Source organism: Promicromonospora sp. NFX87 (assembly GCF_048564965.1).
Lineage (GTDB): Bacteria > Actinomycetota > Actinomycetes > Actinomycetales > Cellulomonadaceae > Promicromonospora.
Window position 1 is genome coordinate 6,339,307 of sequence record NZ_CP183413.1, and the last position, 13,654, is coordinate 6,352,960.

The 13,654-nt window shown below is 71.5% G+C and carries 11 protein-coding genes; 8 read left to right on the top strand and 3 right to left on the bottom strand.

Annotated elements, in window-relative coordinates:
• Positions 1 to 222 precede the first annotated feature (222 nt).
• Genes ACNYC2_RS28350 through ACNYC2_RS28360 form a run of 3 tightly spaced genes read left to right on the top strand, consistent with a single transcriptional unit; the run spans position 223 to position 2,967 of the window.
• Positions 223 to 1,149 (top strand): ABC transporter substrate-binding protein, encoded by a 927-nt coding sequence (locus ACNYC2_RS28350; RefSeq protein ID WP_419704926.1) that lies wholly within the window; start codon positions 223 to 225, stop codon positions 1,147 to 1,149.
• A 31-nt stretch (positions 1,150 to 1,180) separates the two neighbouring features.
• A complete protein-coding gene (locus ACNYC2_RS28355) occupies positions 1,181 to 2,155 on the top strand; it encodes an amino acid ABC transporter permease (RefSeq protein WP_419704927.1) in 975 nt (324 codons plus the stop codon).
• Positions 2,152 to 2,967, top strand: coding sequence for an amino acid ABC transporter ATP-binding protein (locus ACNYC2_RS28360; protein WP_419704928.1), 816 nt, complete (start codon positions 2,152 to 2,154; stop codon positions 2,965 to 2,967). The genes ACNYC2_RS28355 and ACNYC2_RS28360 overlap by 4 nt, the downstream gene beginning before the upstream one ends.
• 61 nt (positions 2,968 to 3,028) lie before the next feature.
• Here the strand turns inward: ACNYC2_RS28360 and ACNYC2_RS28365 are convergent, their stop codons facing one another.
• Positions 3,029 to 4,072, bottom strand: a complete 1,044-nt coding sequence (locus ACNYC2_RS28365) for a sensor histidine kinase (RefSeq protein ID WP_419704929.1) — start codon at positions 4,070 to 4,072, stop codon at positions 3,029 to 3,031.
• Positions 4,069 to 4,848 carry a response regulator transcription factor gene (locus tag ACNYC2_RS28370; RefSeq protein WP_419704930.1) on the bottom strand — a complete coding sequence of 260 codons (780 nt, stop codon included), beginning with the start codon at positions 4,846 to 4,848 and terminating at the stop codon, positions 4,069 to 4,071. Before ACNYC2_RS28370 ends, ACNYC2_RS28365 begins: the two co-directional genes overlap by 4 nt.
• Positions 4,849 to 4,960: 112 nt before the next feature.
• Between ACNYC2_RS28370 and ACNYC2_RS28375 the strand changes: the two genes are divergently transcribed.
• From ACNYC2_RS28375 to ACNYC2_RS28390, 4 genes are all read left to right on the top strand, one after another.
• Complete coding sequence (locus ACNYC2_RS28375) at positions 4,961 to 5,626, top strand: SigE family RNA polymerase sigma factor (RefSeq protein WP_419704931.1); 666 nt, start codon at positions 4,961 to 4,963, stop codon at positions 5,624 to 5,626.
• Complete coding sequence (locus ACNYC2_RS28380; protein WP_419704932.1) at positions 5,623 to 7,038, top strand: hypothetical protein; 1,416 nt, start codon at positions 5,623 to 5,625, stop codon at positions 7,036 to 7,038. Before ACNYC2_RS28375 ends, ACNYC2_RS28380 begins: the two co-directional genes overlap by 4 nt.
• A gap of 159 nt (positions 7,039 to 7,197) precedes the next feature.
• On the top strand, positions 7,198 to 7,980 hold the full coding sequence (locus ACNYC2_RS28385) for a SigE family RNA polymerase sigma factor (RefSeq protein WP_419704933.1): 783 nt from the start codon (positions 7,198 to 7,200) through the stop codon (positions 7,978 to 7,980).
• A 2-nt stretch (positions 7,981 to 7,982) separates the two neighbouring features.
• The gene (locus ACNYC2_RS28390; protein ID WP_419704934.1) at positions 7,983 to 9,320 is read left to right on the top strand and encodes a hypothetical protein; all 1,338 of its coding nucleotides are present in this window, start codon (positions 7,983 to 7,985) and stop codon (positions 9,318 to 9,320) included.
• A gap of 144 nt (positions 9,321 to 9,464) precedes the next feature.
• Here ACNYC2_RS28390 and ACNYC2_RS28395 read toward each other — a convergent pair whose 3' ends face one another.
• Positions 9,465 to 10,667, bottom strand: coding sequence for an excalibur calcium-binding domain-containing protein (locus ACNYC2_RS28395; RefSeq protein WP_419704935.1), 1,203 nt, complete (start codon positions 10,665 to 10,667; stop codon positions 9,465 to 9,467).
• A gap of 157 nt (positions 10,668 to 10,824) precedes the next feature.
• Between ACNYC2_RS28395 and ACNYC2_RS28400 the strand changes: the two genes are divergently transcribed.
• The gene (locus ACNYC2_RS28400) at positions 10,825 to 13,311 is read left to right on the top strand and encodes a TM0106 family RecB-like putative nuclease (RefSeq protein WP_419704936.1); all 2,487 of its coding nucleotides are present in this window, start codon (positions 10,825 to 10,827) and stop codon (positions 13,309 to 13,311) included.
• Positions 13,312 to 13,654: the final 343 nt, after the last annotated feature.

Sequence of the window (13,654 nt, forward strand, 5' to 3'; positions counted from 1 at the left end):
GACCACATGTAAGTGGATTAATCGTTAACGAGACGCGCAAAACATCACAATGTGACATCGGTCTCGATCTCCCGGGTTTACGCCAGGAGGGCGTCACGGTTAGGTGAGACTCGCACACGAGGCGCCCAGTGCGCCGTCGGGTCCTCTGCTCCCCTGATGACGGAGATCTGCCGGGTCGTAGCGCCTCGTGACACACCAACGATCCGACCCAGGAGACCCCTGATGCGCAGGCTTCCCGCCTTCACCGCTGCCACGGCACTTACCGCTGCCGCCCTCGTCCTCACCGCGTGCACCGACGCGTCACAGCAGCCCGCCGGTGGTACCGCTTCCGACGACGCCAGCGCCACGGCATCGTTCGACCCGTCGGCCATCGAGGCCGACGCGGAGATCGCCGCGATGCTCCCGAAGGAGATCGCCGACAAGGGCACGCTGTCCGTCGGTTCCGACACGGCGTACGCACCGGCAGAGTTCATCGACGTGGACGGCAAGACGCCGGTCGGGTTCGACATCGACACGATCAACGCCGTGGCCGCGGTGCTCGGCCTGGAGGCCGACGTCCAGACGGCGGCGTTCGACGGGATCATCCCCGCCATCGGCTCCAAGTACGACGTGGGCATCTCGGCGTTCACGATCACGGACGAGCGCACCGCCGAGGCGAACATGATCAGCTACGCCGTCGCCGGCTCGCAGTTCGGCGTCGCCGCGGACAACCCCGAGGGCTTCGACCCCGAGAACCTGTGCGGCAGCACCATCGGCGTGCAGACCTCGACCATCCAGGACGAGGAGCTCACCGAGGCCGCCAAGGACTGCGAGGACGAGGGCGAGGAGCCCCTCGAGGTCGTGCGCTACGAGTCGCAGGCCGACGTCACCACCAACCTCGTGGGCGGCAAGCTCCAGGCCATGTACGCCGACTCGCCGATCACGGCCTACGCCGTCGAGCAGACCTCGGGCGAGGTCGAGACCATCGGTGAGATCAACGACGCGGCGCCGTACGGCATCGTCGTCGCGCAGGACGACGACGAGCTGACCGAGGCCGTGAAGGCCGCGCTGCAGAAGCTCATCGACGACGGCACGCTCGAGGAGATCTTCGCCGGCTGGGGCAGCGAGGGCGTCGTCGTGGACGAGGCCGAGCTGAACCCTGCCGAGTGACCAGCGTCTCCGGACAGAGAAGAGGGGCGAGATGAGCTCCAGCAAGACCGCGGCACCGGGTAACGACCCGGTGCCCAACCGGATCCATGCACGCCCTGTGCCCCGGCCCGGCCGCCTCGTCGCGGCCGTGGTCGTGCTCGTGCTGGCCGCCATGGCGGCCAACGCGCTGATCACGAACGACAACTTCCGCTGGGACGTGGTCTGGCTCTACCTGCGCGACGTCGTCATCATCCGCGGTGTCATGTGGACGCTGATCCTGACCTTCGGGTCCATGGCCATCGCCGTGGTCCTCGCGGTGACGCTCGCGATGATGCGCCGGTCGGACAACCCGGTGATGCGCTGGGTGAGCTGGGTCTGGATCTGGTTCTTCCGCGGGACGCCGATCTACACGCAGCTGATCTTCTGGGGTCTGCTGGGGGTGCTGTACCCGCGGCTCTCGCTCGGCATCCCGTTCGGTCCGGAGTTCTTCTCGTTCCGCACCGACGACGTCCTCACCGTGTTCTGGCTGGCGCTGTTCGGGCTGGCGTTCAACGAGTCGGCGTACCTCGCCGAGATCATGCGCGCGGGCCTGACGTCCGTCGACCCGGGCCAGGCCGAGGCCGCCAAGGCGCTCGGGATGAAGGACGGCAAGATCATGCGCCGCGTGATCCTGCCGCAGGCCATGCGCGTCATCGTGCCGCCGACCGGCAACGAGACCATCTCCATGCTGAAGACCACCTCGCTGGTGGTCGCGGTGCCGCTGACCTTCGAGCTCACGTACGCGACGTCCGCCATGGGCAACCGGCAGTTCCTGTCGATCCCGTTCCTGGTCATCGCCGCGCTCTGGTACCTGCTCATCACCTCGATCCTGATGGTGGGCCAGCACTACCTGGAGCAGTACTACGGACGTGGCTTCGGCACCGCCACCGGGCGGCGCGGGCGCGGCAAGGGCCTGGGTGGCAGACAGGCCGCCATCGCCGCTGCCGGGACCGTGAAAGAAGACCCGAACAGGGAGGTGACGCCATGAGCGTCGGCACCGACTCGTCCGCCGCTCCGGCGGACACCACGGACATGGTCTCCGTCCGCGCAGTGCACAAGGTGTTCGGCCACGGCCAGGACGCCGTGCACGTCCTGAAGGGCGTCGACCTCGACGTCGCGCGGGGCGAGGTCACGGTCATCCTCGGCCCGTCGGGGTCCGGCAAGTCCACCCTCCTGCGCTGCATCAACGAGCTGGAGGAGATCACCGGCGGCTCCGTCGTCGTCGGCGGGGACCTCATGGGCTACCGCAAGGACGCCAAGGGGACCCTCCACAGGCTGCACCCGAAGGCGGTCGCGAAGCAGCGCTCGCGCATCGGGATGGTCTTCCAGCGGTTCCACCTGTTCCCGCACATGACGGCGCTCGAGAACATCATGGAAGCGCCGGTGCAGGTCCGGGGGATGTCGAAGAAGGCGGCGAAGGACCGCGCGCTCGAGCTCATCGAGCGTGTGGGACTGTCCGACCGGATGGACCACTACCCGGCGCAGCTGTCCGGCGGCCAGCAGCAGCGGGTCGCCATCGCCCGGGCGCTCGCGATGGACCCGGAGCTCATGCTGTTCGACGAGCCGACGTCGGCCCTCGACCCCGAGCTGGTGGGCGAGGTGCTGTCGGTGATGCAGGACCTGGCACGGTCCGGCATGACGATGATCGTGGTGACGCACGAGATCGGGTTCGCCCGTGAGGTCGCCGACCACGTCGTCTTCATGGACGACGGCGTGATCGTAGAAAGCGGTCCGCCAACGGAGGTCCTGGACAACCCGAAGGAAGAACGCACGAGAAACTTCCTCTCCCACGTCCTCTGACCACCGTTGAGTGCTGGGTATTCGCCCTGGAAACGCGCTTTCGAGGGCGAATACCCAGCACTCAACGAGCGGTGGGGAGGTGGAGGGTGAAGCGGCAGCCTCGCTGCGTGTTGGTGGCCGACGCCGTACCCCCGTGGGCCTCGGCCACTCCACGAACGATGGAGAGGCCGAGGCCCGCGCCGCCTCCCGGCACGTTCCCCCGCTCCGGGGTGCGCGCCCCCGAGCTGCGCCAGCCCGCCTCGAAGACGCGGTCGAGGTCCGCCTCCGGGATGCCGCCGCACTCGTCCTCGACGGCGATCGTCACGCTGCCCGGCGCCTCCGGGCTGCCGGCCGCGCTCCCCGCGTACGCCACGGCCACCCGGACCGTGCCGCCCGGCCCCGTGTGCCGGATCGCGTTCACCAGCAGGTTCTCCAGCGCGCGTCCGACCTGCTGCGCGTCGAGCGACGTCACCACCGGGTCGGTGACGTCCCACGCCAGCCGCACCCCTCCGGAGTCGGCAAGGGGCTGGGCGCCCGCTATCGCGTCGGAGGCCAGGTCGGCGACGGCCACCGGCTCGCGCCGCAGCGTCGCCGTGGGGGACTGGAGCCGGGAGAGGGCGAGCAGGTCGTCGACCATCGCCGCCATCCGCCGGTTCTCGGCGAGGATCCGGGGCACGTGCTCGTCCACCCGGCCGACGCCGTCCTCCAGCGCCTCCGCCAGCGCCCGCACCGCCGCCAGGGGCGTGCGCAGGTCGTGCGAGACCCAGGCCACCATCTCCCGGCGGCGTACCTCGATCTCGCGGTCGCGCTCGCGGGCCGCCTTGTCGGCGGCCGCCTCCGTGGTGACCCTGCGGATCCGCGCGGTCAGCACCAGGCCGACGCCGAGCGCGACCGGCACCGTCGCGAGCAGGAGCAGCAGGACGGTCATCGAGTCGGTGTTGGACAGGAACATCGCCCGGGCGCTCGCGTAGACGCCCGCGGCCACGGAGCCCACGACCACGAGCGGCGCGAGGGTCGCCGCGAGCCCCACCCGGCGACGGGCCAGGGCGAACAGCGCGACGGCGCCCAGCACGCCGACCACCGCGGCCACGGAGACGGACAGGACAACACCCTCGAGATCGTTCACGCGCCGTCCTCCCGTCGGGCAGCGGGCGGCGTGGCGTCCCACCGGTAGCCGACGCCGAACACCGTCACGAGCCGCGTCGGCCTGGACGGATCGGCCTCCACCTTCTCGCGCAGCCGTCGCACGTGCACCGTCACGGTGGACCGGTCGCCGTACTCCCAGCCCCAGACGCCCCGCATGAGCGCCTCCCGGCCGTGCACCTGACCCGGGTGGGTGAGGAACCAGCGCAGCAGCTCGAACTCGCGCATGGTCAGCTGCAGCTCGGCCCCGGAGCGGACGACACGGTGCGCGGCCGGGTCGAGGCGCAGATCGCCGTCGTACAGGACGCTGGGCGCCTCGTGGGCGGGCGCCGGGCCGACGACGGGAGGCAGGGGTGCTCGTACCGCCGAGGCACCCGCCGCCGGACCGACGGCGACCCCCGCGCGCCGGAGCAGCGACTGCACCCGCAGCACCAGCTCACGCGGACTGAAGGGCTTGACCACGTAGTCGTCCGCGCCCGTCTCGAGACCGAGCACCCGGTCCTCCTCCTCGCCCCGCGCCGTCAGCATGAGCACCGGCAGGTCGGCGCGGTCGGCACGCAGGCGCCTGCACACCTCCAGGCCGTCGATGCCGGGCAGCATGAGGTCGAGCACCACGGCGTCGGGCGGGTTCTCGGCGGCGGCCGCCAGCGCTGCCGGGCCGTCGGCGGCGTGCTCGGCCACGACACCGGCGCGTTCGAGATAGGCGACGACCACCTGTGCGACGGTGGCGTCGTCGTCGATCACCAGGACTCGGGCCACTCCTGAAGGGTACGGTCGGTCGTCGCGAGGACCCGGGTTCTGGTGCCGTCGTGAGGAACTCGTAAGAACCCGTTCCGAAAGGTCGCAACCCCGACGGTCCCTGGCTGCGTCTATGGTGCATGACGCAGACGAAGCGACGCGGACGGCGCCGCAGACCAGCGCCGGGGCAGGTATCCGGACACGGCTCCGGGCGGTGCGCGGGATGAGCGAGGTAGCGGTGAGTCCTGGGGTGCAGCCGAGCACCGGCGAGATGGTCGTCGTCCGGAGCGGTGTGGACCCCGTCGTGGACTTCACGGCTTTCGCGCAGGCCAACACTCCTGCGCTGTACCGGATCGCCTACCTGCTCTGCGGTGATCAGCACCGTGCGCAGGACCTCGTGCAGCTCGCCCTCGAGCGGACGTTCAAGGCCTGGAAGAAGGTGGGCGACGGCGACCCGTTCGCCTATGCGCGCCGCGTGCTGGCCACCGCGCGCATCGACACCTGGCGCCGCACCCGTCGCGAGGTGCTCACCGACGACCCGGCGGGCAGCACCCAGGTGCGCAGCGCACCGGCGTCGGACGCCCAGCTGGCCGAGCGCGACCGTCTCGTCCGTGCGTTGATGTCACTGTCGGTCAAGCAGCGCAGGGTGGTGGTCCTGCGCTACCTCCTGGACCGTTCCGAGTCCGACACCGCGGCCGAGCTGGGTATCTCCACCGGCACGGTCAAGTCCACCGCCTCACGCGCCCTGGCGCGGCTGCGCACCCTCGTGGTGCCCGACGGCGAAAGGAGCCGATCATGAACGTGCACGACATCCACTCGAAGCAGGACGCAGCGATGATGGCCGGCCTCCGCGCGGCCGGCTCGGCCATCGAGCCGCCCACCTCGCTGGACCCGACGACCATGGCGGTGCGTGCGGTGCGGAACGTCCGCCGACGCCGGGTGGTGGTCGCGGCGACGGCGGGCGTGGCGGCGCTCGCGCTCACCGGCGCGGGCATCGGCGCGGTCGGCGCGATCTACGCCGACCGGCAGGAGCCGTTGCCCGGCACGGTCAAGACGACCGCCGAGTCGGCCCAGGCGACCGCGCCGGCCAGCGCGAGCCCTTCGCCGAGCCCGAGCGGTGAGCCGGAGGCCGCACCCACGGAGTACCTGGAGACCGGCGGCGGGACGCTGCCGGTGCTCTCCGCGGTCGAGCGCGGGGTGGTCGAGGGTGACGGGCACCACCCCTACATCCTCGGCGGTCTCTGGTACGAGGTCCCGCCGGGCGGCTGGTCCGCGGTCGGCGATGTCAACGCAGGCGGCGTGGCCGGGTTCCTCGAACCCGAACACCCGATGGCGATGAGCTTCGACCCGGATCCGCTCGACATGAGCATCGACGACCTGGACGCGACGCTCGAGCTGCGGAACGTCACCGACGTCGCGGACTGGACGGTGCCGGCGAAGGACTCCGGCGCCACGACCCTGGACATCGAGGGTGCCGATCTTGTCGTCATCGAGCAGCACCGGAAGGACGGGAAGGTCCGCCCCGCGACGATCCGGATCCGTAGTGGCGCCGAGGGCTGGATCATCGAGACCCGCTTCTCCGCAGATGCGGCAGGCGACACCATGCTGCGGAACTTCGTCGGCAACCTCTGGCTCAAGGACGCGGGTGAGCCCGACTGGTACACACCGCAGTTCGAGCACCCGACCCTGGCGAAGATCGAGCGGGGCATCCCCGCCGGCTGGCAGAAGACCGAGCACAACGACCTGACGTTCGGCGTGCCGGAGGGCTGGACGTCCGCGCCGACCGAGGGCCAGTTCTCGCCAGGAGTCGAGTGGACGGGAACGACAGTCACGCACGTCGAGCCGGGCATCGACGCCGCGACGCTCGAGCTGTGGACGGACGCCTCCGAGGAGGAGAAGGAGCGTGCAGCCGAGGAGATGACCTCGTTCGAACGGGTCTACGTCCAGGGCGGCAAGCCCGGTGGCAACTGGTGGAGCCAGACGATGTCGGCGCCTGAGTCACAGCTGATCGACGTGCCCGGCGCCGACTACGCCGAGGTCCAGCTGACGCTCAACAACGTGGACGGCGAGCCCGACTACTACTCGGCGAGCATCTACGTCCACCAGGAGGGTCAGGGCGAGAACCTGTTCCTGGTGGTCGATTTCGACGGCGGCAAGCAGGGTTGGCAGGACCTCCACACCTTCCTGGGGACGCTCGACTTCCGGCGGTGACGACGCGGTGCGCGCGGGCTCCGGCCGGGGCTCGAAAAGAAATCGTGGAACTGGATGGAACCTTCGGCCTCGCCGGCCCGTGTTCCGTTCGTGACAGTCACGAGTCCGCGCGCACTAGCGCCAGAGTCCCGGGTCCCCAAGCCCGTGACCCTGCGCGTCGTGCGCGCCGACTCCAGCTCTGCGGACGACCTGGAGACCGTGACCACCGAGCAGAACACCCCAGACTCCCTATCCACGACGACGCCGGACCCGGTGTCGGGCGGCGCCCCCGTGAAGACCGACACCGCGAAGACCGATACGGCCCCGGCCACCCGGCCGCTCACGGTGGTCCGAGGTGGGGCGGCGGACGTCGATGACGTAGCCTCGCTGCCCGTGCGGACAGACCGGCCTACGGCCACTCACGCGCGCAGGAACGCACAGATCTCGAAGAACGAAGAGTTCACCGCGTTCATGCGAGAGGCCAGAGATCCCCTCCACCGGATGGCCTTCCTCCTGAGCGGTGATGCGCACCGCGCGGAGGAGCTCACCCAGCAGACCTTCGAGCGGTGCTACCGGCACTGGCACAAGGCCAGGGCGGGTGACCCGCTGGTCTATGCCAGGCGTGTCCTGGCCAACCTGCGTATCGACGCCTGGCGCCGCACCCGGCGCGAGGTACTGACCGGCCCCGACGACCTGCCTCAGGACGACGTGCGCGTCGCCCGTGCGGCAGCCCGGATGCCGACGCGCACGGTGGACGACCGCGACGCCGTCGTGCGCGCCCTCCTGCGCCTCCCCCTGAAGCAGCGCCGTGTAGTGGTGCTGCGTCACCTGCTGGACCTGTCGGAGTCCGAGGTGTCGAGCGAGCTCGGCATACCTCTCGGCACCGTGAAGTCCACCGCCTCGCGCGGCCTCGCCCACCTGCGCGCGATCCTCGACATCGATTCACTGGGCGGAACCCGATGAACATGAACTCCTCCCACGGCGCCCCCGACGACGACTTCGTCGCACGGGTCCGCGAGTCGGCGCACGCTGCGGTACCCGCGTCGACGCTGGACCTGAACAGCGTCCTGCGGTCGAGCCGACGCAAGCAGGCCACACGGCGTGCGAGCGTGACGCTGGCGTCGACGCTGGCGCTCGCCACGGTGGGTGCGGGGGCCGCGGGTGCGCTCCCCGGCATCCCGGGTCTCTGGAGCAGCGCGCCGGTCGAGGTGGCGCCCAGCAGTGCGGGACCGACGGCCGAGGGCGAGGTGATGGTCGACCCGCCCGCGCCGTCGCCCACCGACCTCCCGGATCCCGAGGCGAGCCTCGCCTACCTCGCGCCCGGGGTGCGAACGGTGGCAGAGCCCGTGGCCTACCCCGTCGACCGGGACACCGTGGTCCTCGACCTCGGTCTGGACGCCGGGGGCGGCGACCGCTATCTCGCGGTGGTGACCCTGGCGAAGATCGACGGGCGCCACAGCGCCACCGACCTGGAGCTGCTCGCCGGTGGTGACACCGCCCTCGAGAACCTCCGTGCGGGGAACCTCGGTGGGACGCTGCTGTGGCGAGGCGTCACGTCCGACGCGATGATCCTGCCGGCCGACGGTGGACCGGCGCTCGTGTTCGGCTTCTCCGGCGCGGTGGAAGGGGACCAGTTCCTGGTCTTCGACGACCCGGTGACCGGTGGTGCCGCGGGCGCGCAGGGGGCGCCCGCGTCACCGGAGCCCGGCGACGCGCCCTCGGGTGCGCCGGAAGCGGGCTCGTCGCTCCGGGTCACGCCGTTCGACGTGCTCGGCGACGGCAGCGTGTGGATGCGGGTCCTGCAGGTCGACCGTTCGACGGCGGAGCCGCGCGGGTTCGTCTACTCGAACCGGGACACGTGGAGCGCCTCGTGGTGCCACAGCACGTCGCCCGAGTGCGCGGTCATCCACGACGTGGCGGGCGAGTCCGTGAAGACGCCCAAGGCCGCCGCGCCCGCGCCGATGGTCGCCCGGCTCGCCCCGATGCTGACCGAGGACGCGGCGGCGAACGAGGTTCCCGCGATGGAGACCTGCGTCGCGCAGCGCACCGGCAAGGAGTGGGCGGCGCCGCCGCGGCTCACCGGCAAGTCGTTCGGTCAGGCGCCGAAGGGTGTGGACGCCGACGTCTGGCGGCTGTGCCTGATCGACATGAGCGAGGCACTGCAGGTCGCCTCGACGAGCGAGGCTCCGCCGCCCGGCGGCGTGACGCCGCGCCCGGCTCCGAGCAAGGAGCCGACACAAGCTCCCGAGGACGAGGATCCCCTCGGCCTCGGCGCACTCCTGGAGGGACTCTTCGGGGGTTAGGACTTCCCGGTCCGCGTCTCGTCTGGGGAGATGGCGTGGGCCGGGAACACATGAACGGGCCGAGGCAGAGTCTGGGGATCTGCCTCGGCCCGTTCATATCTCTTTCGACGTCACCGGCCGGCCACTACCTGGCTTCGTCCGGCCTTACTCGCCCTGCTCGCAGGCCGTGCCGTTGCCGTTGGCGTCGAGGTGGGGCATGTAGCCCGGCTGCCCGTTCTGGAGCGGGGCGGCACCGGCCGCCCGGACGGCGTCGCAGTTCCAGTAGAAGACGGTGCCCGGGCCTCCGCCGCCGTTCCCGTTGTCGTCGTTCTCCTGGTCCTCCTGCTGCTGTTCCTGTTCTTGCTGCTGCTCCTGTTGCTGCTGTTGCTGCTCGAGCGCCTTCTCGCGCTCCTCGAGCTGCGCCTCGCGGTCGCCCAGCGCCTGCTCGCGCTCCGCCACCTCGTCGCGCTGCTTGTCGACCTGCGCGCGCTGCTCCTCGATCTCGGCCTGGTTGGCCTCCATCTCCGAGCGGATGTTCTGGGCGTCCGCGATCGCCTGGTTCGCGTCGGCCTGCTGGCCGGCGGTCACTATCACGCCGATGATCACGCCGAGCGCGATACCGGCCACGGCGACGGCGATCATGATGCCGACTCCTGGTGGACGCGGGCCCCGACGTCCGGTCGCGCCGGGGTGCGCGCCTGCGGCCGCCGGTGCGACCGCGACGGTCGCGGACATCACCGGTCCGCCGGGTCCGGTGCGGTTCGCGTCGTCGATGCTCAGCGGGCCGGGGCCCGGTCGGGACGAGGGCGCGGACGGGCCGGCGGCCGCGGCGGAACCCTTGCCGCCCAGACCCTTGAGGGCGGCGAGCACGCCGGTCGTCGGGCCCTTCTTCGGCCCCTCCGGCGGCGGTGGCGGTGGCGTCGTCCCGGGATGCGGCGGGTAGACCGGCTGGGGGCCGGAGCCGGGGCGGGGCGAAGCCGGGGGAGCGCTGATCGGCGCCATCGTCATGGTCGAGCCCATCGCCTCCGCCGCGGACATGCCAGGCGCGGACGGCGCCGCTGACGCCGGGCGGGCCGGCGGGGCGCTGACCACCTGGATCGCGACGGTCATCGTCTCCCCGCCGGCGCCCGCCGGGACGACGGCCGGTGGGGTCGAGCCGGGGGAAACCGGGGGCGCGGGTGGCCCGGGTGGTACGGGTGGCGCTGCTACGCGGGTCTCGGCGTCGGGCTGCGGGGCATCGGGTCGGTCGACCCAGTAGTTCCAACCGGGCGGGGCCGGAGGCCACGACGGGTCGGGAGCCCAGGCGGAATCGGGCCGGAATCCCGGGGGCACCTGCCAACCCGGAGGCGGGTTGAAGCGCACGGGCATGGTTGCTCCTTCGATACGGTCGGCCCCACTATCGGCCATCCAGGCGGTCCGGCGCCAGAACCAGGCGCCACGACTAGGGGTCTAACCGGACATATCTACCGCCTGCGAGGGTGACAGTAGCGCGCTTGTGTCAGGGGTCACTGGTAGACCTGGGGGCATGTTCCTCCTGGAGCGAGACGACGCAGGCACTCTCGTGCACTCCGCAAGCGACCTCGTGATCGCCGGCGAGTGCGAGTTCCGCCTGCTGAGACGCCTTGACGAGCTCCTCGGCCGCAGCCCGCGCAGGCCGCGGGAGGAGGACGAGATGCTGGCCCGCACCGCGGCACTCGGTGAGGACCACGAACGACGGGTCCTCGACGGGCACCTCCGCACCTTCGGCCCGGCCGACGTCGGACGCCCGGGCGGTGTCCTCGAGGTCCCGGCCGCGCGGCGTATGGCCCGTGACGAGCTGATCGAGGCACACGCGCGCACGCTGGCCGCGATGGAGCAGGGCGCCGACGTCGTCTACCAGGCCTCGTTCTTCGACGGCCGGTTCCACGGCCGCGCCGACTTCCTGGTGCGCGACCCGCTCGGCGAGATGGTGCACCGGGGCGGGGCACCTCGGCCGCGCTATGCGGTGCACGACTCCAAGCTCGCACGCCGCACCAAGGTGCGCGCCCTGCTCCAGCTCGCCGCGTACGCCGACCAGCTCATGGACGCCCGGATCGACCCGACCGACGAGGTCCACCTCGTGCTCGGCACGGGGGAGACGACGTCGCACCGGCTGGCCGACCTGCTGCCCGTCTTCCGGAAGCGGCGCACCCGGCTCGTCGAGGTCCTGGACACCCACGTGGCCGACGACGCCCCGGTGACCTGGGACGACGGCCGCTACCTGGCCTGCGGCAAGCTCCGCAGCTGCCCGGACTGCGCGGAGGCCGCCGCCCAGGCCCGCGACGTCCTGCTGGTCGGCGGGGTGTACGGCGTGCAGCGGTCGAAGCTGGCGGAGGCCGGGATCTCGACCATCGACGCCCTGGCGACCGCCGAGGAGCCGCCCGACGGCATGGCCGTCGCTCGCTTCGAGAACCTGCGCGCCCAGGCGGGCCTCCAGCTCGGGCTCGACGACGGCGACGGCTCGGTAGCGCTCGACCACCTGCCCGACGGCGTCGACCCGGACGGGCCCGACGCGCGGCTCCGCTGGCAGCTCACCGCGACGGAGGCCATCGACCGGCTCCCGCCGCCGAGTCCAGGCGACGTGTTCTTCGACTTCGAGGGCGACCCCCTGTGGGAGGAGGCCCGCCTGCCCGGGGAGGACCAGGCGCGGGCCATGGGGCTCGACTACTTGTTCGGCTGGGTCGAACGCCCCGGTCCGGGCGACGGGACCCCGCCCTTCCACGGCCTCTGGGCCGACGACCTGGCGGGCGAGCGCGCTGCGCTGGTCGAGTTCGTGGACTACCTCAACGCACGCCGTCAGACCTACCCTGACCTGCACGTCTACCACTACGCGGCCTACGAGAAGACGCATCTGCTCTCGATCGCGGCACGGCACGGGGTGTACGAGGACGAGGTGGACCAGCTCCTGCGCGACGGTGTGCTCGTCGACCTCTACGCGGTGGTCCGGTCGTGTCTGCGGATCTCGAACCGGTCGAAGTCGATCAAGAAGCTCGAACCGCTCTACATGCAGGACGACCCGGCGCGGGAGGGGGTCACTAGTGCTACCGCCTCGGTCACGGAGTATGCGGAGTACGCGAAGCTGGCCGCTGAGGGGGCGGAGCGGGCGGTCGAGCTGAAGCAGCGGATCCTGGACTACAACGAGTACGACTGTCGGTCTACGTTGCGGCTCCTCCAATGGTTGAGGGATGCGCGGTCGTCGGTCTCGTTGGTCTCGTCGGTCGAGCCTGACGAGACCGCCGGGGCGGCCGTGGGGAGCGAGAACGCGCGCGCGGATGCGTTCACGGGCCCCAGGGGGCCCTCCACTTCGGGAAGGAATACATCCGCGCGCGCATTCTCGCTCCCCACGGCCTTCGCTGCTGACTCGCCTTCTGAGGGGGTGCGCCCGGGGAGGGTGGGGAGGTCGGACTGCGTGCGGGTGGGGGTGCGGGTGGGGTGGCGGGGGCAGCGCCGGTGGTCGAGCCTGTCGAGGCGCCGTTGGTCGAGCCTGTCGAGGCCTCGGCAGACTCGGAGGGCTCCCCAGGGCGTGGCGAGGAGAGTGCTCGGGCTTCGGCTCGGAGGGAGGGGAGGGAGAGGCGGCTGGCGTTGGCTGCCGAGATCTCCGCTCGGGTGGGGGAGAACCGGGGGGAGCGGTCGCTCGAGGTGCAGGCGCTCGCGTTGCTCGGGGCCGCCGTCGGGTACTACCAGCGGGAGGACAAGCCGTTCTGGCAGGAGCACTACGCGCGTCTCGAGCTTCCGCTCGACGAATGGCCCGGCCGGAGGTCGACGTTCCACGTGGAACGTTCGACCGTGCTGCGCGACTGGGGGGTCGTGGGGCGTGATCGGCTGCCCTCACGGGAGATCGAGCTGGTGGGGCGCATCCTCGACGGTTCGCGGGTCGACGGGTCCGATCTCGGCGTCGGCAACACGGTGCACGTGCTGTACGACCAGCCGGTGCCGGCCGTCGTCGGCGAGCTGGAGGCGCGGGCGGTGCGCGGGGAGCATTCCGGCGGCGTGATCCAGGAGGTCAGGGAACCTGGTGAGCGGGACGACGTGCCTCGGGGGCGCGACGTCGTCGTGCTGCGGGAGCGGCTGTCCGGAGGAGCGGAGCCGCACGAACAGGCGCCGATCGCCCTCGCGCCGCAGTGCGGACCCGCACGCGACGCGCAGGAGCGGGCGGTAGAGGAAGCCGCTCGGGCAGCACTCGCCTCGTGGGACACGGATCGGAGGCTGCCCGACGGGGCCGCGGTCGATCTGCTGCGCAGACGGCAGCCGCGGCTGGTCGGCGGGGTACTGCCCGAGCTCGGCGACGAACGGGACGGCGGTCTCGAAGGCGGTCTCGATGTCGAGGCGGCGGTGCA

Bases quoted from the DNA above. Each gene is read 5' to 3' on its own strand.
- ACNYC2_RS28390 (WP_419704934.1), top strand. From the start codon at position 7,983: ATGAACTCCTCCCACGGCGCCCCCGACGACGACTTCGTCGCACGGGTC.
- ACNYC2_RS28375 (WP_419704931.1), top strand. From the start codon at position 4,961: ATGGTGCATGACGCAGACGAAGCGACGCGGACGGCGCCGCAGACCAGC.
- ACNYC2_RS28360 (WP_419704928.1), top strand. From the start codon at position 2,152: ATGAGCGTCGGCACCGACTCGTCCGCCGCTCCGGCGGACACCACGGAC.
- ACNYC2_RS28400 (WP_419704936.1), top strand. From the start codon at position 10,825: ATGTTCCTCCTGGAGCGAGACGACGCAGGCACTCTCGTGCACTCCGCA.
- ACNYC2_RS28350 (WP_419704926.1), top strand. From the start codon at position 223: ATGCGCAGGCTTCCCGCCTTCACCGCTGCCACGGCACTTACCGCTGCC.
- ACNYC2_RS28380 (WP_419704932.1), top strand. From the start codon at position 5,623: ATGAACGTGCACGACATCCACTCGAAGCAGGACGCAGCGATGATGGCC.
- ACNYC2_RS28355 (WP_419704927.1), top strand. From the start codon at position 1,181: ATGAGCTCCAGCAAGACCGCGGCACCGGGTAACGACCCGGTGCCCAAC.
- ACNYC2_RS28395 (WP_419704935.1), bottom strand. From the start codon at position 10,667: ATGCCCGTGCGCTTCAACCCGCCTCCGGGTTGGCAGGTGCCCCCGGGA.